We start from the raw sequence: 21,548 nt of genomic DNA, 5'->3' as shown, positions 1-21,548 counted from the left end.
ATATGAAATCCCATGTCACTTTTTCTAAAAATCAGCGAAATGGGATTTTTTTATTGTTGTTACTTATTGTTGTTTTTCAGTGTGTTTATTTTTTTGTTGATGCGCCTTACGAAGATGTTCAAATCAATTCAAAAGCATTTGCAGCTTTCGAAAAAGAAATCGATTCCTTACGATTAGCAAAACTTCAGAAAAGGCAGAATACTATAAAACCCTTCAATCCAAATTATATTGACGACTTTAAAGGTTCTGTTCTAGGCATGTCTAATGAAGAAATTGACAGACTGTTAGCTTTCAGAAAAGAAAAGCAATGGATTAATTCTTCGGAACAATTTCAGGAAGTTACTAAAGTATCAGACTCCCTTTTTATGGTGATTTCACCTTATTTCAAATTTCCAGATTGGGTAAGTAAAAATAAGAATAACAAGCTATTAGCATATTCTAACCAGAAGAAACAGAAAACCTTTGCGGAAAAGCAAGATTTAAACACCGCTTCAGCAGCACAACTTCAAAAAGTAAATGGAATAGGCAAGGTGTTATCAGAGCGTATTATAAAATTCAGAAATACCTTTGTAGGCGGTTTTATTGCCGATATTCAGCTAGAAGATGTTTATGGTTTATCTCCTGAAGTGATCGAAAGGATAACCAATGAGTTTACGGTAAAAACATCCAAGGCTTATCAGAAAATAAATTTAAATCAGACCACAGTAGAAGAGTTGGTCACTATTCCGCATATTGATTACGATTTAGCATACCATATTATTGAACAACGCCAATTAAGAAGTGGTTATAAATCGTTAAATGAATTATTGAAAGTAAAGGACTTCCCTGTAAATAAAATCAAGATAATTCAATTATATTTGCAGCTCGAAAAAAACAGAGATGAATAATTTGTACTTCACCGAAGAGCATAATCTTTTTAGAAAAAGCCTTCAAGATTTTTTACAAAAAGAGGTTGTTCCGCATATCGATAAGTGGGAACAAACCGGAGAAATCGAAAGATTTATTTGGAAGAAATTTGGGGAAATGGGCTTTTTAGGAATTAAATATCCTGAAGCTTATGGCGGGATGGATTTAGATTTGTTCTACACTATTATTCTTCTCGAAGAGCTTCAAAAAGTAAATTCAGGAGGTTTTGCTGCGGCCATTTGGGCACATGTTTACTTAGCCATGACGCACCTTAATGCGGAAGGAAGCGAAGCCATCAAACAGAAATATTTAACACCTAGTATTTCAGGTGAAAAAATAGGTTGCCTTTGTATTACAGAGCCTTTCGGCGGAAGTGATGTTGCAGGACTACGCACGACGGCAGTAAAGGATGGTGATTCATATACAATCAATGGTTCTAAAACGTTTATTACCAACGGGATTTTAAGTGATTACTTAATTGTAGCCGCTAAAACAGATCCGGAAGCAGGAGGAAAAGGAATTAGTATTTTTGTTGTCGATAGAGAAACTCCTGGTATCTCAGCAACGAAATTAGATAAGTTAGGTTGGCGCGCATCTGATACTGGAGAAATTGCTTTTGATAATGTAAAGATTCCTGCTGAAAACTTATTGGGTGAAGAAGGCAAAGGTTTTCCTTATATCATGCAGCATTTTTCATTAGAGCGTTTAATTATGGGGGTTAATGCTCATGCTAGAGCAGAATTTGCTTTAGATTATGCATTAAAATACATGAGTGAGCGTCAAGCTTTCGGAAAAGCGATTGATCAGTTTCAAGCCTTAAGACATACTATTGCCGATTTAGCAACAGAGGTTGAATTTTGTAAAGTTTTTAATTATTCGGTGACATACCGTTTAAATAAAGGAGAATATGTGGTTAAAGAAGCCACCATGTCAAAGTTGAAATCTACGAAAGTGGCCGATGATGTCATATACCAATGTCTGCAATTTTTAGGAGGTTATGGTTATATGGAAGATTATCCTTTAGCAAGAATGCTTCGCGATAGTCGTTTGGGACCTATTGGAGGCGGAACCTCAGAGATTTTAAGAGAGATTTTATCTAAGATAATTATAGATAAAAAGGCTTATAAACCAGCGACATAAAATATTTTTTATTTTTTGATGCTGAATATAGAAATATTTCTATATTTGCAGCCTGAAAATTCTAAAAGAGAGGAGGTTAAGACACTATGTTAATAATTCCAATAAAAGAAGGAGAAAATATAGAGAGAGCTTTAAAGCGTTTCAAGAGAAAGTTTGATAAAACTGGATCAAGACGTGCACTACAAACGCGCAAGCAGTTTGACAAGCCTTCTGTTTTACGTAGAGCGCAAATACAAAAAGCACAATACGTTCAAGGACTAAGAGATGCTGAGAATATCTAATTAATTTTGATTTCTCACAATTCATATAAATCCCGCTTCTTGCGGGATTTTTTTTGTTTTATACTAAGACCGTTTTATAGACTAGAAGATATAAAGTTGTTGCTTTTGAAATAATGAATTAACTTTAATCCCACAGCTAATAATTCAACTAGAACTTTCCGATGAATTTCAAATCATTTACAGATTACCTATTGCTGGAGAAGAATTATTCAGAATTAACAGTTAAAGCTTATCTCAATGATTTAACGCGTTTTTCTGAATTTATAGTTGAAACTTTCGACAGTCCTTCTATTAATGCCGTTAATTATTCACAAATAAGATCGTGGATTGTGCTTTTAGTTGAAAGTGGTATATCTAATAGAAGCATCAACCGAAAAGTTTCCGCATTAAATACCTATTATAAATTTCTTCTGAAAGTTGGTGATATCCAACTGAATCCTTTAGCTAAACACAAAGCATTAAAAACGAGTAAAAAAGTGCAAGTGCCTTTTTCTGAAGCTGAAGTCAAAACCGTTTTAGATGATTTAAACTTCGGAACCGATTTTGAAAGTTTGCGAAATAAATTAATCATTGAAATATTTTATTCTACAGGTATCAGGCGTATTGAGCTCGTAGAGCTCAAATTGGCAAGTTTAGATATACATAATAAAACGTTAAAAGTGCTCGGTAAGCGAAATAAGGAACGTATTGTACCGTTGTTAGATTCTGTAGTGCACACTGCAAATGATTACCTAGAAGTAAGAAGTGGTTTAGAAGAGATTGCAGATAAAGGATATTTATTTTTAACCAAAAAGGGCGTTAAAATATATGAAACTCTTGTCTATCGGATAATAAATGATTATTTTAGTTTGGCATCTTCAAAGGTAAAGAAGAGTCCTCATATATTAAGACACTCTTTCGCTACTCATTTGTTAAACCAAGGTGCCGATTTAAATGCTGTTAAAGAACTTCTAGGACATTCAAGTTTGGCTGCTACTCAAGTTTACACACACAACAGTATAGCCGAACTTAAAAAAGTACATGTTAATGCACATCCGAGAAGTAAAAAATAAATTCACATATTGTCTAATCGAAAATAGATGATGTGAAATAGGTTTTGAATGATTTATTGATTTTGAAGTAAAATGATCCAAGACCTATTACATAAAGTCTATTTGTTAAATTAAAAGTAAACAGATGAAAGTAAACACGCAATCCGTAAATTTTAATGCAGATGAAAAATTATTAATGTTTATCCAAAAACGTATGGATAAATTGGATTTGTATTATGACAAGGTTATTAAATCAGATGTTTTTTTGAAAGTTGAAAATACAAGTGATAAAGAAAATAAAATATTTGAAGTTAAAGTAAGTGTTCCTGGCGATAGTCTAGTGGTTAAAAAGCAATGTAAAAGCTTTGAGGAGGGTACAGATATGGCTGTTGCATCCCTAGAAAGACAGCTAAAAAAGAAAAAAGAAAAATTAAGAGCATATTTATGATAAAATTTATTAAAAAATGTTTTGAATAATATAAAAAAACTATACATTTGCAGTCCGTTAGAAATAGCGGACTTTTTTTATATGTAAAAAAAGTAGAAAAGCCGATGTAGCTCAGCTGGCTAGAGCAGCTGATTTGTAATCAGCAGGTCGTGGGTTCGAGTCCCTCCATCGGCTCTAAATTCCTGCAAAGGCAGGGATCTCAAAATTTAAGAGTTTTGAGATGTTCATTAAAAAATTGAAAATAACTTTGAAATTTTGTAGAAGAAATTTCAAGTGGTCCGGGGAGATACTCAAGCGGCCAACGAGGGCAGACTGTAAATCTGCTGACTACGTCTTCGCAGGTTCGAATCCTGCTCTCCCCACAAGCAGTTCTTTATAAGGAGAATTGTTTGGGTTGGGTCACCAATCCAGGAACACCGAACGAATGTGAGGTAATCCTAAATAAATATGAACTTTGAAATATTGAAAACCTGGTAAGTGTAAAGCTTATCGAAATGCGAGAGTAGCTCAGTTGGTAGAGCGTCAGCCTTCCAAGCTGAATGTCGCCGGTTCGAACCCGGTCTCTCGCTCTAAATTCCTGCGGAGGCAGGAAGCTCTTTTTTTAAGATCTCCTTATTAAAGGTTGTTTTGAAAGAATAGGAAATAAAAACTTTACGCCGGTGTAGCTCAGGGGTAGAGCGTTTCCTTGGTAAGGAAGAGGTCACGAGTTCAATTCTCGTCATTGGCTCTATATTGAGATTAAAAAATAGATTACACTAATATTATTATATAACTAAGATTAAAATTATTTAAAAACATGGCAAAGGCAACTTTCGATCGTTCAAAACCACACTTAAATATTGGTACAATTGGACACGTAGATCACGGTAAAACAACTTTAACTGCTGCTATTACTAAAGTATTAGCTGATGCAGGTTTCTCTGAAGCAAGAGATTTCTCTTCTATTGATAATGCTCCAGAAGAAAAAGAAAGAGGTATTACAATTAATACTTCACACGTTGAGTATCAAACAGCAAACCGTCACTACGCGCACGTAGACTGTCCAGGTCACGCCGATTACGTAAAGAACATGGTTACTGGTGCTGCTCAAATGGATGGTGCAATCTTAGTAGTAGCTGCTACAGATGGTCCTATGCCACAAACTCGTGAGCACATCTTATTAGGTCGTCAAGTAGGTATTCCTCGTATCGTTGTTTTCTTAAACAAAGTTGATATGGTTGATGATGAAGAGCTTTTAGAGCTTGTTGATATGGAAGTTAGAGATTTATTATCTTTCTACGAGTACGATGGAGATAATGGACCTGTAATCTCTGGTTCTGCTTTAGGTGCACTTAACGGTGAGCCAAAATGGGTAGATACTGTAATGGAATTAATGGCTGCTTGTGATGAGTGGATTGAAGAGCCTGTACGTGATATGGATAAGCCTTTCTTAATGCCTATCGAGGATGTATTCTCTATTACTGGTCGTGGTACTGTTGCAACTGGTCGTATTGAAACTGGTGTTGCTAACACTGGAGATCCTGTTGATATCGTTGGTATGGGAGCTGAGAAATTATCTTCTACAATCACAGGTATTGAAATGTTCCGTCAAATATTAGATAGAGGTGAAGCTGGTGATAACGCTGGTATCTTATTAAGAGGTATTGAGAAGTCTCAAATCTCAAGAGGTATGGTAATCGTTAAGCCTGGTTCTGTAACACCACACGCTAAATTTAAAGCTGAGGTTTATATCCTTAAAAAAGAAGAAGGTGGACGTCACACTCCATTCCATAACAACTACCGTCCACAGTTCTACGTACGTACAACTGACGTAACTGGAAACATTGCGCTTCCTGATGGAGTTGAAATGGTTATGCCTGGAGATAACTTAACTATTACTGTTGAGTTAATTAACACAATTGCAATGAACGTAGGTTTACGTTTCGCTATCCGTGAAGGTGGTAGAACAGTTGGTGCAGGTCAGGTAACTGAAATATTAGACTAATTAATTTAGTTTAACCAAAATAATAAGCTAAGGTATTCCTTTTTGGAATACCTTGACTTATGTTTACGGGCGTAGCTCAGTTGGTAGAGCACTGGTCTCCAAAACCAGGTGTCGGGAGTTCGAGTCTCTCCGCCCGTGCAAGTAAATAATAGGCTTGCCTATTAAAATTAAGATTGATACTTGTTTCAATTAGATTAAAAAGAAATAACACAATGGCTGGATTTGTAAATTATATAAAGGAATCATTCGGAGAACTAAAGAATAATGTGACTTGGCCAACATGGGCTGAAGGACAGAGTTTAACAATTTTAGTTGCTGTATTTTCAATTATATTTTCTCTTGCTATTTGGGGAGTAGATACCGTATTCAGCAAAGTTATTGCAACTTACTTTGAGTTGATTAGTTAACACTAAACAGAAAAAAGAAAATTCTATGTCTGAAGTAAGTGAAAAAAAATGGTATGTTGTTCGTGCTGTAAGTGGTCAAGAGAACAAAATCAAAACGTATATCGAAAATGAGATTGCTCGTTTAGGTATGCAAGATTATGTTGATCAAGTATTAGTACCAACAGAACGTGTTGTTCAAATCCGTAACGGAAAAAAAATCCACAAGGAAAAAGTGTTTTTCCCTGGCTATATAATGGTTCAAGCCAATTTAACTGGTGAAGTTCCTCACATTATAAGATCGGTAACTAACGTCATCGGTTTTTTAGGTGAAACTAAAGGTGGTGATCCTGTGCCATTAAGACAATCTGAAGTAAACAGAATGTTAGGTAAGGTTGATGAATTAGCCGTAGAGGAAAGTGCTAATGTAGCGATTCCTTATACAAAAGGTGAAACAGTTAAAGTGATCGATGGTCCTTTCAATGGATTTGATGGAACGATCGAGAAAATTAACGAAGAGAAGCGTAAACTTGAAGTAATGGTTAAGATTTTCGGAAGAAAAACACCATTAGAGTTAAGTTATATGCAAGTTGAAAAAGTATAATAGTGTTACAATTAAGATAGGTGAGTCTTTCGCTTCCAAAAGAAAGATAACACCAAATTAAATTATTAAAAATGGCAAAAGAATTAGGTAAAGTAGTTAAGTTACAAGTTCGGGGAGGTGCAGCGAATCCGTCGCCACCGGTTGGACCCGCTTTAGGAGCTGCAGGTGTTAACATCATGGAGTTCTGTAAGCAATTCAATGCTAGAACACAAGACAAGGCTGGTAAAGTATTACCAGTTGTGATTTCTGTTTACAAAGACAAATCATTTGACTTTGTAATTAAGACACCACCAGCGGCAGTTCAATTATTAGAAGCGGCCAAGTTGAAAAAGGGTTCTGGTGAGCCAAACCGAAAAAAAGTAGCTAAAGTATCTTGGGACCAAATCAAGACGATAGCAGAAGACAAAATGGTAGATTTAAATGCATTTACTCCAGAGTCGGCTATGAAAATGATTGCTGGTACAGCAAGATCGATGGGAATAACTGTAACAGGAACATTTCCTTCTTAATCTATTAAAGACATTACAAAATGGCAAGATTAACAAAAAAGCAAAAAGAAGCTTTAGCGAAAATTGAAAAAGGAAGAGTATATTCTTTAGAAGATGCTTCAGCCTTAATTAAAGAAGTTACCAATACAAAATTTGATGCGTCTGTAGACTTAGCTGTACGTTTAGGAGTTGATCCTCGTAAAGCAAATCAAATGGTAAGAGGTGTAGTATCTCTTCCACACGGTACTGGTAAAGACGTAAAAGTATTAGCATTAGTAACTCCAGACAAAGAAGCAGAAGCTAAAGAAGCAGGTGCTGATTATGTAGGTTTAGATGAGTACCTTGATAAAATCAAGAGTGGTTGGACAGACGTAGATGTTATTATTACTATGCCTAGCGTTATGGGTAAATTAGGTCCTTTAGGACGTGTATTAGGTCCTCGTGGTTTAATGCCTAACCCAAAGACAGGAACAGTAACAATGGATGTTGCTAAAGCTGTAACAGAAGTAAAAGCTGGTAAAATTGACTTTAAAGTTGATAAAACTGGTATCGTACACGCTGCTATAGGTAAAGCATCATTTAGTGCTGATAAAATTGCAGATAATGCAAATGAATTATTACAAACATTAATGAAATTAAAACCAACAACTGCAAAGGGTGTTTATGTAAAAAGCATTTTTATGTCTTCTACAATGAGCCCAAGTATCGCTGTTGATTCTAAAATTGGTTAATTAAGTTAAAACTTTTATTATGACAAGAGAAGAAAAATCATTAGTAATTGAGGAATTAACTGCAGACTTAGCTAATAACGCAAATATCTATTTAGCAGATATTTCAGGATTAAACGCTGATACTACCTCAAACTTACGCCGTGCTGCTTTTAAAGCAAACGTGCAAATGGCAGTTGTTAAAAATACATTACTTGCAAAAGCAATGGAGGCTTCAGATAGAGATTTTGGAGATTTACCTTCAGTACTTAAAGGAAATACATCTGTGATGTATTCTGAAACAGGTAACGTACCGGCTAAATTAATTAAAACCTTCCGTAAAAAATCAGAAAAGCCTTTATTAAAAGGAGCTTTTATTGAGGAAGCTGTTTACATTGGTGACGAACAATTAGACTTATTAGTAGATATCAAGTCTAAAGAAGAGTTACTAGGAGAGATTGTTGGATTATTACAATCGCCTGCTAAAAATGTTGTATCAGCTCTTAAATCGGGTGGTAGCACAATAGCTGGACTTATAAAAACACTATCTGAAAAAGAAGGATAGTCTTAAATAGTACGCACTTTATTACAATTATATTATTACAAAATTATTAAAACGATAGAAAAATGGCAGATTTAAAAGATTTCGCAGAACAATTAGTTAACCTTACTGTAAAAGAAGTAAATGAGTTAGCAACTATATTAAAAGATGAGTATGGTATCGAGCCTGCTGCTGCTGCTGCAGTTGCTGTTGCTGGTCCTGCTGCAGGTGGTGAAGCTGAAGAAGCTCAAACTGAATTTGATGTTATTTTAAAAGCGGCTGGTGGTTCTAAATTAGCAGTTGTAAAATTAGTTAAAGAATTAACTGGTTTAGGATTAAAAGAAGCTAAAGGTTTAGTTGACGATGCACCAAGTGCTATCAAAGAAGCAGTTTCTAAAGACGAAGCTGAAGCTCTTAAAGCTCAATTAGAAGAGGCTGGAGCAGAGGTAGAGCTTAAGTAAGCTTAACATCTCAAACACATTACGGTTTAGGTCTGAAGGCGTTCTTCAAGACCTAAACCATTTTGCGTATATAACGTTTACATACGCTATTATTATTTTTTTTAATCAAAATTCCGTCCATTGATGTTATCAACACAAGCTGAAAGATTAAATTTCTCTTCTATTATTAATAGAACGGAATATCCAGACTTCTTGGATATTCAGATAAAATCCTTCCAGGATTTTTTCCAGTTAGAAACTAAATCAGAGGAAAGAGGTGATGAAGGTCTTTATAATACCTTCATGGAAAACTTTCCAATTACAGATTCTCGTAATCAATTCGTTTTAGAATTTTTAGATTACTTCGTAGATCCACCAAGATATGCTATTGAAGAGTGTATTGAAAGAGGACTTACTTACAGCGTTCCGCTAAAGGCTAGGTTAAAGTTATATTGTACAGACCCTGAACATGAGGATTTCGAGACCATTGTTCAAGATGTGTACTTAGGTACTATACCTTACATGACGCCTTCAGGAACTTTTTGTATTAATGGTGCAGAGCGTGTTGTTGTATCTCAATTACACCGTTCACCAGGGGTTTTCTTTGGCCAATCTTTTCATGCCAATGGAACCAAATTATATTCAGCGAGAGTTATACCATTCAAAGGATCTTGGATTGAATTCGCTACAGATATCAACCAAGTGATGTATGCTTACATCGATAGAAAGAAAAAATTACCTGTTACTACGCTTTTCCGTGCCATTGGTTTTGAGCGTGATAAAGATATCTTAGAGATTTTTGACTTAGCAGAAGAAGCTAAAGTTTCAAAATCTGGATTAAAAAAATACTTAGGAAGAAAATTAGCTGCACGTGTATTAAATACATGGCATGAAGATTTTGTTGATGAAGATACTGGAGAGGTTGTATCTATCGAGCGTAATGAAATCGTGCTTGATCGTGATACGATTCTTGATAAAGAAAATATAGAAGAGATTCTTGATGCTGATGTGAAGACTATTCTTTTACATAAAGAAAGTACTGAGCAAGGTGATTATGCTATTATTCACAACACGCTTCAAAAAGATCCAACAAACTCTGAAAAAGAAGCTGTTGAACATATCTATAGACAATTACGTAATGCTGAGCCGCCAGATGAGGAAACAGCACGTGGTATTATAGATAAATTATTCTTTAGTGACCAACGTTACTCTTTAGGGGAAGTTGGACGTTATAGAATGAATAAAAAATTAGGTCTTGATATTGGAATGGATAAGCAAGTGCTTACCAAAGAGGATATCATTACCATCATTAAATATTTAATCGAGCTTATCAATTCTAAAGCTGAGATTGATGATATTGATCACTTATCTAACCGTCGTGTACGTACAGTTGGTGAGCAATTATCTTCTCAATTTGGTGTTGGTTTAGCACGTATGGCACGTACGATTCGTGAACGTATGAACGTTCGTGATAATGAAGTGTTTACGCCTATTGATTTAATTAATGCGAAGACATTATCGTCTGTAATTAATTCTTTCTTTGGAACAAACCAGTTGTCTCAATTTATGGATCAAACCAATCCACTTGCTGAAATTACGCATAAGCGTCGTTTATCAGCTCTTGGACCAGGTGGTTTATCAAGAGAAAGAGCAGGGTTTGAGGTACGTGATGTTCACTATACACACTACGGACGTTTATGTCCTATTGAAACACCAGAGGGACCGAATATTGGTTTAATATCATCTCTTTCTGTATATGCGAAAGTGAACCCAATGGGATTCATCGAAACGCCATATAGAAAAGTAACTGATGGTGTAGTTGATATTAAAAATGAACCTACATACTTAAGTGCTGAGGAAGAAGAAGAAAAATTAATTGCTCAAGCAACTGTAAAAGTTGATGACAATGGTAAAATTCTTCATGATAAAGTAATTGCAAGAATGGAAGGTGACTTCCCGGTAATTGATCCTAATCAATTACATTATACGGATGTTGCACCAAACCAGATTTCTTCAATTTCTGCTTCTTTAATTCCTTTCTTAGAACATGATGATGCCAACCGTGCATTGATGGGATCAAACATGATGCGTCAAGCCGTGCCATTATTAAGAGTAGATGCACCAATTGTAGGAACAGGTTTAGAGCGTCAAGTAGCTTCAGACTCTAGAGTATTGATTAATGCTGAAGGAGAAGGTGAAGTACTTTATGTTGATGCTAAAGAAATTAAAATTAGATACGAGCGTACCGAAGACGAAGCTAAAGTAAGTTTTGATAGTGATATTAAAACATACCAGTTAGTTAAATACAGAAAGACAAACCAAGGAACTTCTATCAACCTGAAACCAATTATCGTTAAAGGTGATAAAGTAACTAAAGGTCAAGTTTTATGTGAAGGGTATGCGACTCAAAAAGGAGAATTAGCTTTAGGTAGAAATATGAAAGTAGCCTTTATGCCTTGGAAAGGGTATAACTTTGAGGATGCGATTGTAATTTCTGAAAAAGTGGTTCGTGAAGATATTTTCACTTCTATCCATATTGATGAATATTCTCTTGAAGTAAGAGATACTAAATTAGGAAATGAAGAATTAACTAACGATATCCCTAACGTTTCTGAAGAGGCTACTAAAGACTTAGATGAAAACGGTATGATTCGCGTTGGTGCCGAGGTTAAGCCTGGTGATATTCTTATTGGTAAGATTACTCCAAAAGGAGAGTCTGATCCAACTCCTGAAGAAAAATTATTACGTGCTATCTTTGGTGATAAAGCTGGAGATGTGAAAGATGCTTCTTTAAAAGCGTCACCTTCATTGAATGGTGTTGTTATTGAAAAGAAATTATTCGCTAGAGCCGTAAAAGATAAACGTAAGCGTGCTCAAGATAAAGATGATATTCTTGCCTTAGAAGCACAATACGATAGAAAGTTTGATGAATTAAAGGATGTTTTAGTTGATAAACTTTTCAACATTGTAAACGGAAAAACGGCTCAAGGTATCTTTAATGATTTAGGTGAAGAGGTTTTACCAAAAGGTAAAAAGTTCACGCTTAAAATGTTAAATGCTGTTGATGATTATGCGCATTTAGTGTCTGGAAAATGGACGACTGATGATCATACAAACCAATTGGTTGCCGATTTAATTCACAACTATAAGATTAAAGAGAACGATTTACAAGGTTCTTTACGTCGTGAGAAGTTTACAATTTCTGTAGGTGATGAGTTACCAGCAGGTATTATTAAATTAGCTAAAGTTTACATCGCTAAGAAACGTAAACTTAAAGTAGGTGATAAAATGGCAGGACGTCACGGTAACAAAGGTATTGTTGCAAGAATCGTTCGTCAAGAAGATATGCCATTCTTAGAAGATGGAACGCCTGTTGATATTGTATTAAATCCACTTGGTGTACCATCTCGTATGAACATCGGACAGATTTATGAAACAGTATTAGGATGGGCAGGACAAAAATTAGGACGTAAATATGCAACGCCAATCTTTGATGGAGCTACTATCGATCAAATCAACGGATTTACAGATGAAGCTGGAATTCCAAGATATGGTCATACGTATCTTTACGATGGTGGAACTGGACAGCGTTTTGATCAACCAGCAACAGTTGGTGTGATTTACATGCTGAAACTAGGACACATGGTTGATGATAAAATGCACGCACGTTCTATTGGACCTTACTCATTAATTACGCAACAACCATTAGGTGGTAAAGCACAGTTTGGTGGTCAGCGTTTTGGTGAGATGGAAGTTTGGGCACTTGAGGCTTATGGCGCATCAAGTACCTTACGTGAGATTTTAACTGTAAAATCTGATGATGTTATTGGTAGAGCTAAAACTTACGAAGCTATCGTAAAAGGTGAACCAATGCCAGATCCAGGATTACCAGAATCATTCAACGTACTTATGCACGAATTGAAAGGTTTAGGTCTAGACATCAGATTAGAAGAGTAAAAAATAGTGCACAGTCTCAGTAAACAGTTTGCACTGAATATTGGGACTGCGACTGAAAACTTAAGAAAATGGCAAGAAAACAAGATAAAAATACAGTTAAGAGGTTTAATAAAATCTCAATTGGTTTAGCGTCACCAGAGTCTATTTTAGCAGAGTCTAGAGGTGAGGTTTTAAAACCAGAAACTATCAATTATCGTACGCACAAACCTGAACGTGATGGTTTGTTCTGTGAGCGTATTTTTGGTCCTGTAAAGGATTATGAGTGTGCTTGTGGTAAGTATAAAAGAATTCGCTACAAAGGTATTGTTTGTGACCGTTGTGGTGTTGAAGTAACAGAAAAGAAAGTACGTCGTGATCGTGTTGGGCACATCAACCTTGTTGTTCCCGTAGCTCACATTTGGTACTTCCGTTCGTTACCTAATAAAATAGGTTACTTATTAGGATTACCGTCTAAGAAATTAGATATGATTATTTACTACGAACGTTATGTAGTAATTCAACCAGGTAATGCTAAAAATGAAGAAGGTGAACCATTACAAAAAATGGACTTCTTAACTGAAGAAGAATATTTAAACATTCTTGAAACCCTTCCTCAAGACAATCAATATTTAGACGATACAGACCCTAATAAGTTTTTAGCTAAAATGGGTGCTGAATGTTTAATTGAGTTGTTAGCAAGAATTGATTTAGAGTCTTTATCATACGAATTACGTCATAAAGCAAATACCGAAACGTCTAAACAACGTAAAACGGAAGCTTTAAAACGTTTACAAGTTGTTGAGTCTTTAAAAGAATCTAACAATAACCGTGAGAATCGTCCAGAATGGATGATCATGAAAGTTATTCCAATCATTCCGCCAGAATTACGTCCTTTAGTTCCACTAGATGGAGGTCGTTTTGCAACGTCTGATTTAAATGACTTATACCGTCGTGTAATTATTCGTAACAACCGTCTTAAAAGATTGGTTGAAATTAAAGCTCCGGAAGTAATTTTACGTAATGAAAAACGTATGCTTCAAGAGTCTGTCGATTCATTATTCGATAATACACGTAAGTCTTCAGCGGTAAAAACTGATTCTAACAGACCTTTAAAATCTTTATCAGATTCATTAAAAGGTAAGCAAGGTCGTTTCCGTCAAAACTTACTTGGTAAACGTGTGGATTATTCAGCACGTTCGGTAATTGTTGTTGGACCAGAATTAAAATTATTTGAATGTGGATTGCCTAAAAACATGGCAGCTGAATTATACAAACCTTTCGTAATTAGAAAATTAATTGAAAGAGGTATTGTAAAAACGGTTAAATCTGCAAAGAAAATTATAGATAAAAGAGAGCCTGTGGTTTGGGATATCTTGGAAAACGTTCTTAAAGGACATCCAGTATTACTAAACCGTGCGCCTACTTTACACAGATTGGGTATTCAAGCTTTTCAACCAAAATTAATTGAAGGAAAAGCAATCCAATTACACCCGTTAGTGTGTACAGCCTTTAATGCCGATTTCGATGGTGACCAGATGGCGGTACATTTACCACTTGGGCCTGAAGCTATTTTAGAATGTCAAATGTTAATGTTGGCTTCTCACAATATCTTAAACCCTGCTAACGGTTCTCCGGTAACGGTTCCTTCTCAGGATATGGTACTTGGTCTTTACTATATGACCAAGCTTCGTAAATCTACTGAAGAAGTGAAAGTTCAAGGTGAAGGTTTAACATTCTATTCTCCAGAGGAAGTAGAAATTGCTTTTAATGAGCAACGTGTGGACCTGAATGCTGGAATTAAAGTAAGAACTATCGACATTAATGAAGATGGTAAACTTGCTCCAATGATTATTGAAACAACTGTAGGTCGTGTATTATTTAACCAACACGTACCACAGGCTGCAGGATATATTAATGAGGTATTAACTAAGAAATCTTTAAGAGATATTATTGGTGATATCCTTAAAGCAACTTCAGTTCCTGAAACGGCTGATTTCTTAGATGCGATTAGAACTTTAGGATTTAAATTCGCCTTCCAAGGTGGTTTATCATTTAGTTTAGGTGATATTATCATTCCGCCAGAAAAGCAAGGAATGATTGATAAAGCTAACGGTTTAGTTGAAGGTATTACAGGTAACTATAACATGGGACTTATTACCAACAACGAACGTTATAACCAAGTTATTGATATTTGGACTTCTACAAATGCTGAATTGACTGAATTGTCTATGAAACGTATTCGTGAGGATCAACAAGGATTCAACTCGGTGTTTATGATGCTTGATTCTGGAGCTCGTGGATCTAAAGAACAGATTCGTCAGTTAACAGGTATGCGTGGATTAATGGCAAAACCTAAAAAATCTACTGCAGGTGGTGGATCTATTATTGAAAATCCAATTCTTTCTAACTTTAAGGAAGGTCTTTCAATTTTAGAATACTTTATCTCAACGCACGGTGCTCGTAAGGGTCTTGCGGATACGGCACTTAAAACGGCCGATGCAGGTTACTTAACACGTCGTTTAGTTGATGTATCTCAAGATGTTATTATTAACACTGAAGATTGTGGTACTTTAAGAGGTGTTGAAGTTGAGCCATTGAAGAAGAATGATGAAGTTGTTGAAAGCTTACAAGAAAGAATTGTTGGACGTGTATCTTTAAATGACGTTTTCAATCCTTTAACTGAAGAGAAATTGGCTTCTGCTGGACAATTAATTGATGATGCTGTAGCGAAAGTTATAGGAGCATCTCCATTAGAAAGTATTGAAGTGCGTTCTGCTTTAACTTGTGAAGCTTTACAAGGAATTTGTGCTAAATGTTACGGTCGTAACTTAGCTACAGGTAAAATGGTACAACGTGGTGAAGCTGTTGGTGTAGTTGCTGCACAATCAATTGGTGAGCCTGGTACACAGTTAACACTTCGTACATTCCACGTGGGTGGTATTGCAGGAAACATTTCAGAAGAGAACAATTTAATTGTTAAGTTTACTGGTGTTGCTGAAATTGAAGATTTAAAAACAGTTAAAGGACAAGATAGCGAAGGAAACGATATTGATATCGTAATCTCTAGAACATCTGAACTTAAACTTGTCGATAAGAAAACAGGTATTGTATTAAGTACGAATAATATTCCTTACGGTTCTACAATATTTGTTAAGAATGGTCAAGAATTATCTAAAGGAGATGTCGTTTGTACATGGGATCCATATAATGGTGTAATTATTTCAGAATTCGCTGGTAAAGTGAGATATGAAAACCTTGAACAAGGTGTTACTTACCAAGTAGAGATTGATGAACAAACAGGTTTCCAAGAAAAAGTAATTTCTGAATCTAGAAACAAGAAACTTATCCCAACACTTCATATTGAAAATGCAAGTGGTGAAACGATGCGTTCATACAACTTACCAGTTGGTGCACACATTATGATTGATGACGGTGAAGCTGTTAACATTGGTAAGATTTTAGTTAAGATTCCTCGTAAATCTGCGAAAGCAGGTGATATTACCGGTGGTCTTCCTCGTGTAACTGAGTTATTCGAAGCACGTAACCCTTCTAACCCAGCAGTAGTAAGTGCTATTGATGGTGTGGTTTCTTTCGGAAAAATCAAAAGAGGTAACCGTGAGATTATCGTAGAATCTAAATTAGGTGACGTTAAGAAATATTTAGTGAAATTATCAAGTCAGATTCTTGTTCAAGAAAATGATTTCGTAAAAGCGGGTATGCCATTATCTGATGGTTCTATCACGCCTAATGATATCTTAAATATTAAAGGCCCTTCAGCGGTACAACAGTACTTAGTAAATGAAGTACAAGAGGTATACCGTTTACAAGGGGTGAAGATTAATGATAAGCACTTCGAAGTTGTTGTAAGACAAATGATGCGTAAAGTTAGAATCATTGATTCTGGTGATACCATCTTCTTAGAAGATCAATTAGCTCATAAAGCAGATTTCATTAAAGAAAATGATGATATCTTTGGAATGAAAGTGATTGAAGACGCTGGAGATTCTTCAACGTTGAAAGCAGGACAAATTGTTACACCACGTCAATTAAGAGACGAGAACTCTATATTACGTCGTGAAGATAAAGCACTTGTTTCAGCTAGAGAAGCTCAGCCAGCAACGGCAACTCCAATACTTCAAGGTATTACAAGAGCGTCGCTTCAAACGAAATCATTTATTTCTGCTGCTTCCTTCCAAGAAACAACTAAAGTACTTAACGAAGCTGCAGTAGCAGGTAAAGTAGATGCTTTAGAAGGCTTGAAAGAAAATGTAATTGTTGGTCATAGAATACCAGCAGGTACAGGTATGAGACGCTATTCTGATATCATTGTTGGCTCTAAAGAAGAGTTTGACGAAATGATGCAAGTAAAGCAAGAATTAAATTATAATTAAATGAGACTCAAGTTTTACTACCTGTTCAGGTAGTAAAACTTGTAAGTCGAATTTATTCCCACGAAGGTGGGAATCTCATAAACGAGAGTCTTATGAGAATAGAAACAAACAAAAGCCTTCATGTATATCTATACTTGAAGGCTTTTGTTATAATATCAAGTTAATAATAATAAGACTTCCATTTTCATGGAAGTAAAAAACATAACTGTTATGGCAGACGAAAAAGAGCAACCAAAACAAGGACAAATAAACATAGAGTTAGATGAAAAAGTGGCAGAAGGTACTTATTCTAACCTCGCAATTATCAACCATTCGGTTTCAGAATTTGTAGTGGATTTTGTAAATATTATGCCTGGTGTTCCTAAGAATAAAGTGAAATCTAGAATTATATTAACGCCGCAACACGCGAAGCGTTTATTAAAAGCTTTAAGTGAAAATATCACTAGGTTTGAAAATGCGCATGGCGAAATTAAAGATTATGAGCAACCACCGATTCCTTTAAATTTCGGACCAACTGGTCAAGCTTAAACAAAATCATAAAATCATAAAAAAGCCTTTGAACATTGTTCAAAGGCTTTTTTTTAATACGCCATTTCCTTGTTATGGCGTTTAAACTTTAAAGCGCCAGAAGGACATTTTTTTATCTGTTTTATAATGCTTTCAGTTGGACTGCCATTGGGGTCAATCCATGGGATTACAGAGTTTTGAAACACATCAGACAGCTCTTTGGTGCAAACATTAGATTGTTTACATTTAAAAGGACAGTATGATATAGTGATTTCATTGTTACGGTATTCTGTTGTCTTCATAAATAAAGTTTTTGGGGATAACTCTAATTAAAATTATTAACTGTGAATATTACTTAAAATAAGATTTAATCAAATTCTGATGTGAAATGTAATTTTACATTCGGGTATTTTTGTTGTGTCATTTGTAATGAAAATGCAGAATCGGCCAAGAAAACCAATTGATCACGTTTGTCTTTTGCAAGAAAACGTTGCTTAACACGTACAAATTCCTTGTATTCGTCAGATTTAGAATTGCTCGGATCTACCCAGCAGGCTTTGTGTACGTTTAAATTTTCATACGTACATTTAGCACCATATTCATGCTCTAAACGGTATTGGATAACTTCATACTGTAAGGCGCCAACGGTTCCTATTACTTTTCTTCCGTTAAGTTCTAAAGTAAAAAGTTGGGCAACTCCTTCATCCATTAATTGATCGATACCTTTATAAAGTTGTTTCGATTTTAAAGGATCGGCATTATTAATATATCTAAAGTGTTCTGGAGAGAAACTTGGGATACCCTTGTAATTTAGAATTTCACCTTCAGTAAGGGTGTCACCAATTTTAAAGTTACCTGTATCTTGTAAACCTACTATGTCACCAGGGTAGGAGATGTCTACGATTTCTTTCTTTTCAGCAAAAAATGCATTCGGACTCGAGAATTTCACTTTTTTATTATGTCTTACATGCAGGTAAGGTGAATTTCTTTTGAACTCCCCTGAAACAATTTTTATAAAGGCTAGACGGTTTCTGTGATTTGGATCCATGTTAGCATGAATCTTAAAAACGAAGCCGCTAAACTTATCTTCTTCAGGTTTTACCAGACGCTCTTCACTATTTTTTGGCTGTGGTTTAGGTGCAATATCTACAAAGCAATCTAATAGTTCTCGAACTCCAAAACTGTTTAAAGCAGAACCAAAGAACACTGGCTGTAAGCTTCCGTTTAAGTATACTTCATTATTAAAAGGTGGATAAATACCTTCAACAAGTTCTAATTCTTCTCTTAAGGTTTCCGCAGAAGTATCACCAACTAACTTATTAAGTTCATCAGAATTTAAATCTGAAATCTCAATAGTCTCTTCAATATTCTTTCTACTATCACCACTAAATAAATTGATGTTTTTTTCCCAAATATTATAGATTCCCTTGAAGTCGTAACCCATTCCAATTGGGAAACTTAAAGGCGTTACGGTTAAGCCTAATTTTTGCTCAATTTCGTCAAGTAATTCGAAAGCATCCTTTCCTTCACGGTCCATTTTATTAATGAATACGATCATTGGAATGTTTCGCATACGACAAACTTCAACCAATTTTTCCGTTTGCTCCTCAACACCTTTCGCAACGTCAATAACAACAATAACACTATCAACAGCGGTTAATGTTCTAAACGTATCCTCAGCAAAATCCTTGTGCCCAGGGGTATCTAAAATATTAATTTTAATACCATCATATTCAAAAGCTAAGACAGAAGTTGCCACAGAAATTCCACGCTGACGCTCAATTTCCATGAAATCACTGGTTGCTCCTTTTTTAATTTTATTGCTTTTAACTGCGCCGGCTTCCTGTATGGCACCACCAAAAAGTAATAATTTTTCAGTTAATGTGGTTTTACCAGCATCGGGATGCGAAATAATACCAAAAGTACGACGACGTTTTATTTCTTTTAAAAAACTCATAAATTTTGTTGCAAAATGGGTTGCAAAGATACTATTAAACTTCAATAAGAAAGGAAGTTGAAGGGACTTTTTAAAATTCTAATTGGATTAATATGGTATTCAAAATTTACTTGGTATTTTTGTTTGAAATGAAGTGAAGATACTGGTTAGTAAACATTGGTTTTCTCCCGTTTTTATTACATAGTATCCCACATAATTAGCGAATAGAAATTATTAGATGAAAGAAGAAGAAGTAATACTTGTTAACGAAAAGGATGAAAAAATTGGTTTAATGCCAAAAATGGAAGCGCATGAAAAAGCCCTACTGCACCGTGCCTTTTCGGTCTTTGTATTCAATGACAAGAATGAATTGATGTTGCAACAACGCGCTTTAGGAAAATACCATACGCCAGGGTTGTGGACTAATACCTGTTGCAGTCACCAACGCGATGGAGAGTCTAATCTGGAAGCAGGTAAACGTCGTTTGCAAGAAGAAATGGGCTTTGTTACGGAATTGGAAGAATCTATTTCTTTTATTTATAAGGCTCCTTTTGATAATGGTTTAACAGAACACGAGTATGATCATATTCTTTTAGGAAAGTATAGCGGTGTTCCTAATATTAACCCAGAGGAAGTAGAAAGCTGGAAATGGATGTCTTTGGAGGCAGTAAAGAAAGATATTGAGGTTCAACCAGAAATTTATACGGCTTGGTTTAAAGTTATTTTTGATAAGTTCTACGATAATATAAAGATAAATTCATGAGAGCAACGCTAAGTCGAAAAGCACATTTTAATGCCGCTCATAGGTTATACAGAAAGGATTGGAGTTTTGAAAAGAACGATGAAGTCTTTGGAAAGTGTAATAACCCAAATTTTCATGGCCATAATTATGAGCTTATCGTTAGTGTTACTGGTGAAATTGATAAGGAAACAGGCTTTGTAGTTGATGCAAAGATTCTGAAAGAACTTATTGAAGTTGAAATTGAACAGGCTTTCGATCATAAAAATTTAAATCTTGAGGTGTCAGAATTTGAAGATTTAAATCCTACTGCCGAAAATATTGCCGTTGTAATTTATAATAAGTTAAAACCGAAACTAGATGCTAATTTGGATTTAGAAATTACACTTTACGAAACACCTCGAAATTTTGTGCGCTATTCAGGTGAATAGATAAGCTAAACCACCATTATTCTTATAAATATATTCATCTCGCTAGCGCGAATTAGACTCTAAAATAAATCTTAAAAAAGCGGTCTATTGGAAGTTTATATGTAATTTTGCGCAAAATAAATTAAAAAATTATGGCAAATGTTAAAAACCTAAAAAAGGATATTAATTTCGTTTTAGGTGATATTATAGAAGCGGTTTATGTTTGGGAATATTCAAATACAGACAAAGATACAAAGCAGAGTGAAGCAATTATTGATGAAGCCATCAAAACATTTGACGAACTTATCGTAAAGGTAAATGCAAAATCTGATAACCCAAAAGCTCATTTTAAAGCGATTAACGCTGAATTAGAAACTAAGGGTCGTGCTTTAATTGAAAAAATTAATGCATTAGGTTAAAATTTTTTAACGGAATGCTTGCAATTAATAAAATTGCGATTATATTTGCACCCGTTAAATAAGCCGATGTAGCTCAGCTGGCTAGAGCAGCTGATTTGTAATCAGCAGGTCGTGGGTTCGAGTCCCTCCATCGGCTCAAAAAAACCTCACTTTTAGTGAGGTTTTTTTATGCTTCACCCTGAAGTATTAATGTGTAGTATTCTTCAATTTTATTCTATTAGTATAAGATATGAACTCAATACAAAAAGAGCCTTACA

20 protein-coding genes and 6 tRNA genes are annotated in these 21,548 nt (G+C 35.2%); 24 read left to right on the top strand and 2 right to left on the bottom strand.

Annotated elements, in window-relative coordinates; translation table 11 throughout:
* Nucleotides 1-2: 2 nt before the first annotated feature.
* From Q4566_RS08195 to Q4566_RS08100, 20 genes are all read left to right on the top strand, one after another.
* Complete coding sequence (locus Q4566_RS08195) at nt 3-887, top strand: helix-hairpin-helix domain-containing protein (protein WP_303420144.1); 885 nt, start codon at nt 3-5, stop codon at nt 885-887.
* The gene (locus Q4566_RS08190; protein WP_303420143.1) at nt 880-2,046 is read left to right on the top strand and encodes an acyl-CoA dehydrogenase family protein; all 1,167 of its coding nucleotides are present in this window, start codon (nt 880-882) and stop codon (nt 2,044-2,046) included. The genes Q4566_RS08195 and Q4566_RS08190 overlap by 8 nt, the downstream gene beginning before the upstream one ends.
* 86 nt (nt 2,047-2,132) lie before the next feature.
* Nucleotides 2,133-2,327, top strand: coding sequence for a 30S ribosomal protein S21 (gene rpsU, locus Q4566_RS08185; RefSeq protein WP_216066961.1), 195 nt, complete (start codon nt 2,133-2,135; stop codon nt 2,325-2,327).
* Between the two features lie 161 nt (nt 2,328-2,488).
* The gene (locus Q4566_RS08180) at nt 2,489-3,379 is read left to right on the top strand and encodes a tyrosine-type recombinase/integrase (RefSeq protein ID WP_303420142.1); all 891 of its coding nucleotides are present in this window, start codon (nt 2,489-2,491) and stop codon (nt 3,377-3,379) included.
* A gap of 124 nt (nt 3,380-3,503) precedes the next feature.
* Nucleotides 3,504-3,806 carry a ribosome hibernation-promoting factor, HPF/YfiA family gene (gene hpf / locus Q4566_RS08175; protein ID WP_303420141.1) on the top strand — a complete coding sequence of 101 codons (303 nt, stop codon included), beginning with the start codon at nt 3,504-3,506 and terminating at the stop codon, nt 3,804-3,806.
* Nucleotides 3,807-3,906: 100 nt separating this feature from the next.
* Nucleotides 3,907-3,980: transfer RNA gene (locus Q4566_RS08170), tRNA-Thr, on the top strand.
* Between the two features lie 106 nt (nt 3,981-4,086).
* Nucleotides 4,087-4,168, top strand: a tRNA-Tyr gene (locus Q4566_RS08165).
* A gap of 134 nt (nt 4,169-4,302) precedes the next feature.
* Nucleotides 4,303-4,375: transfer RNA gene (locus Q4566_RS08160), tRNA-Gly, on the top strand.
* 86 nt (nt 4,376-4,461) lie between these two features.
* Nucleotides 4,462-4,533, top strand: a tRNA-Thr gene (locus Q4566_RS08155).
* Between the two features lie 69 nt (nt 4,534-4,602).
* Nucleotides 4,603-5,790 carry an elongation factor Tu gene (gene tuf, locus Q4566_RS08150; RefSeq protein ID WP_303420140.1) on the top strand — a complete coding sequence of 396 codons (1,188 nt, stop codon included), beginning with the start codon at nt 4,603-4,605 and terminating at the stop codon, nt 5,788-5,790.
* 65 nt (nt 5,791-5,855) lie between these two features.
* Nucleotides 5,856-5,928, top strand: a tRNA-Trp gene (locus tag Q4566_RS08145).
* A gap of 74 nt (nt 5,929-6,002) precedes the next feature.
* On the top strand, nt 6,003-6,197 hold the full coding sequence (gene secE, locus Q4566_RS08140) for a preprotein translocase subunit SecE (RefSeq protein WP_216066957.1): 195 nt from the start codon (nt 6,003-6,005) through the stop codon (nt 6,195-6,197).
* Nucleotides 6,198-6,222: 25 nt separating this feature from the next.
* Complete coding sequence (gene nusG, locus Q4566_RS08135; RefSeq protein ID WP_303420139.1) at nt 6,223-6,777, top strand: transcription termination/antitermination protein NusG; 555 nt, start codon at nt 6,223-6,225, stop codon at nt 6,775-6,777.
* A 71-nt stretch (nt 6,778-6,848) separates the two neighbouring features.
* On the top strand, nt 6,849-7,286 hold the full coding sequence (gene rplK, locus Q4566_RS08130) for a 50S ribosomal protein L11 (RefSeq protein ID WP_303420138.1): 438 nt from the start codon (nt 6,849-6,851) through the stop codon (nt 7,284-7,286).
* 20 nt (nt 7,287-7,306) lie between these two features.
* Entirely contained in the window at nt 7,307-7,996 is a 690-nt protein-coding gene (gene rplA, locus Q4566_RS08125; RefSeq protein WP_303420137.1) for a 50S ribosomal protein L1, read from the top strand.
* Nucleotides 7,997-8,015: 19 nt separating this feature from the next.
* Nucleotides 8,016-8,537 carry a 50S ribosomal protein L10 gene (gene rplJ, locus Q4566_RS08120; RefSeq protein ID WP_303420136.1) on the top strand — a complete coding sequence of 174 codons (522 nt, stop codon included), beginning with the start codon at nt 8,016-8,018 and terminating at the stop codon, nt 8,535-8,537.
* 62 nt (nt 8,538-8,599) lie between these two features.
* Nucleotides 8,600-8,974: a 50S ribosomal protein L7/L12 gene (gene rplL / locus Q4566_RS08115; protein WP_216066952.1), complete on the top strand. Its 375-nt coding sequence runs from the start codon at nt 8,600-8,602 to the stop codon at nt 8,972-8,974.
* Nucleotides 8,975-9,097: 123 nt separating this feature from the next.
* Nucleotides 9,098-12,910 carry a DNA-directed RNA polymerase subunit beta gene (rpoB, locus tag Q4566_RS08110; protein WP_303420135.1) on the top strand — a complete coding sequence of 1,271 codons (3,813 nt, stop codon included), beginning with the start codon at nt 9,098-9,100 and terminating at the stop codon, nt 12,908-12,910.
* A 68-nt stretch (nt 12,911-12,978) separates the two neighbouring features.
* Nucleotides 12,979-17,280: a DNA-directed RNA polymerase subunit beta' gene (rpoC, locus tag Q4566_RS08105; protein ID WP_303420134.1), complete on the top strand. Its 4,302-nt coding sequence runs from the start codon at nt 12,979-12,981 to the stop codon at nt 17,278-17,280.
* A 210-nt stretch (nt 17,281-17,490) separates the two neighbouring features.
* Complete coding sequence (locus tag Q4566_RS08100; RefSeq protein ID WP_303420133.1) at nt 17,491-17,808, top strand: DUF3467 domain-containing protein; 318 nt, start codon at nt 17,491-17,493, stop codon at nt 17,806-17,808.
* 53 nt (nt 17,809-17,861) lie between these two features.
* Here Q4566_RS08100 and Q4566_RS08095 read toward each other — a convergent pair whose 3' ends face one another.
* Both Q4566_RS08095 and Q4566_RS08090 read right to left on the bottom strand, forming a co-directional pair.
* On the bottom strand, nt 17,862-18,089 hold the full coding sequence (locus Q4566_RS08095; RefSeq protein WP_303420132.1) for a (4Fe-4S)-binding protein: 228 nt from the start codon (nt 18,087-18,089) through the stop codon (nt 17,862-17,864).
* Nucleotides 18,090-18,154: 65 nt separating this feature from the next.
* On the bottom strand, nt 18,155-19,744 hold the full coding sequence (locus Q4566_RS08090; protein ID WP_303420131.1) for a peptide chain release factor 3: 1,590 nt from the start codon (nt 19,742-19,744) through the stop codon (nt 18,155-18,157).
* A gap of 217 nt (nt 19,745-19,961) precedes the next feature.
* Between Q4566_RS08090 and idi the strand changes: the two genes are divergently transcribed.
* From idi to Q4566_RS08070, 4 genes are all read left to right on the top strand, one after another.
* Nucleotides 19,962-20,486 (top strand): isopentenyl-diphosphate Delta-isomerase, encoded by a 525-nt coding sequence (idi, locus tag Q4566_RS08085; protein WP_303420130.1) that lies wholly within the window; start codon nt 19,962-19,964, stop codon nt 20,484-20,486.
* On the top strand, nt 20,483-20,893 hold the full coding sequence (locus Q4566_RS08080; protein ID WP_303420129.1) for a 6-carboxytetrahydropterin synthase: 411 nt from the start codon (nt 20,483-20,485) through the stop codon (nt 20,891-20,893). Before idi ends, Q4566_RS08080 begins: the two co-directional genes overlap by 4 nt.
* Nucleotides 20,894-21,024: 131 nt before the next feature.
* Nucleotides 21,025-21,291, top strand: coding sequence for a hypothetical protein (locus Q4566_RS08075; RefSeq protein WP_303420128.1), 267 nt, complete (start codon nt 21,025-21,027; stop codon nt 21,289-21,291).
* Between the two features lie 62 nt (nt 21,292-21,353).
* Nucleotides 21,354-21,427: transfer RNA gene (locus Q4566_RS08070), tRNA-Thr, on the top strand.
* Nucleotides 21,428-21,548 lie beyond the last annotated feature (121 nt).

Origin of the sequence: Tamlana sp. 2_MG-2023, from assembly GCF_030548465.1 — a bacterium.
Classification (GTDB): domain Bacteria; phylum Bacteroidota; class Bacteroidia; order Flavobacteriales; family Flavobacteriaceae; genus Pseudotamlana.
Note: the sequence above shows the minus strand (reverse complement) of the source record. Positions and strands in the feature narration are given on the sequence as shown.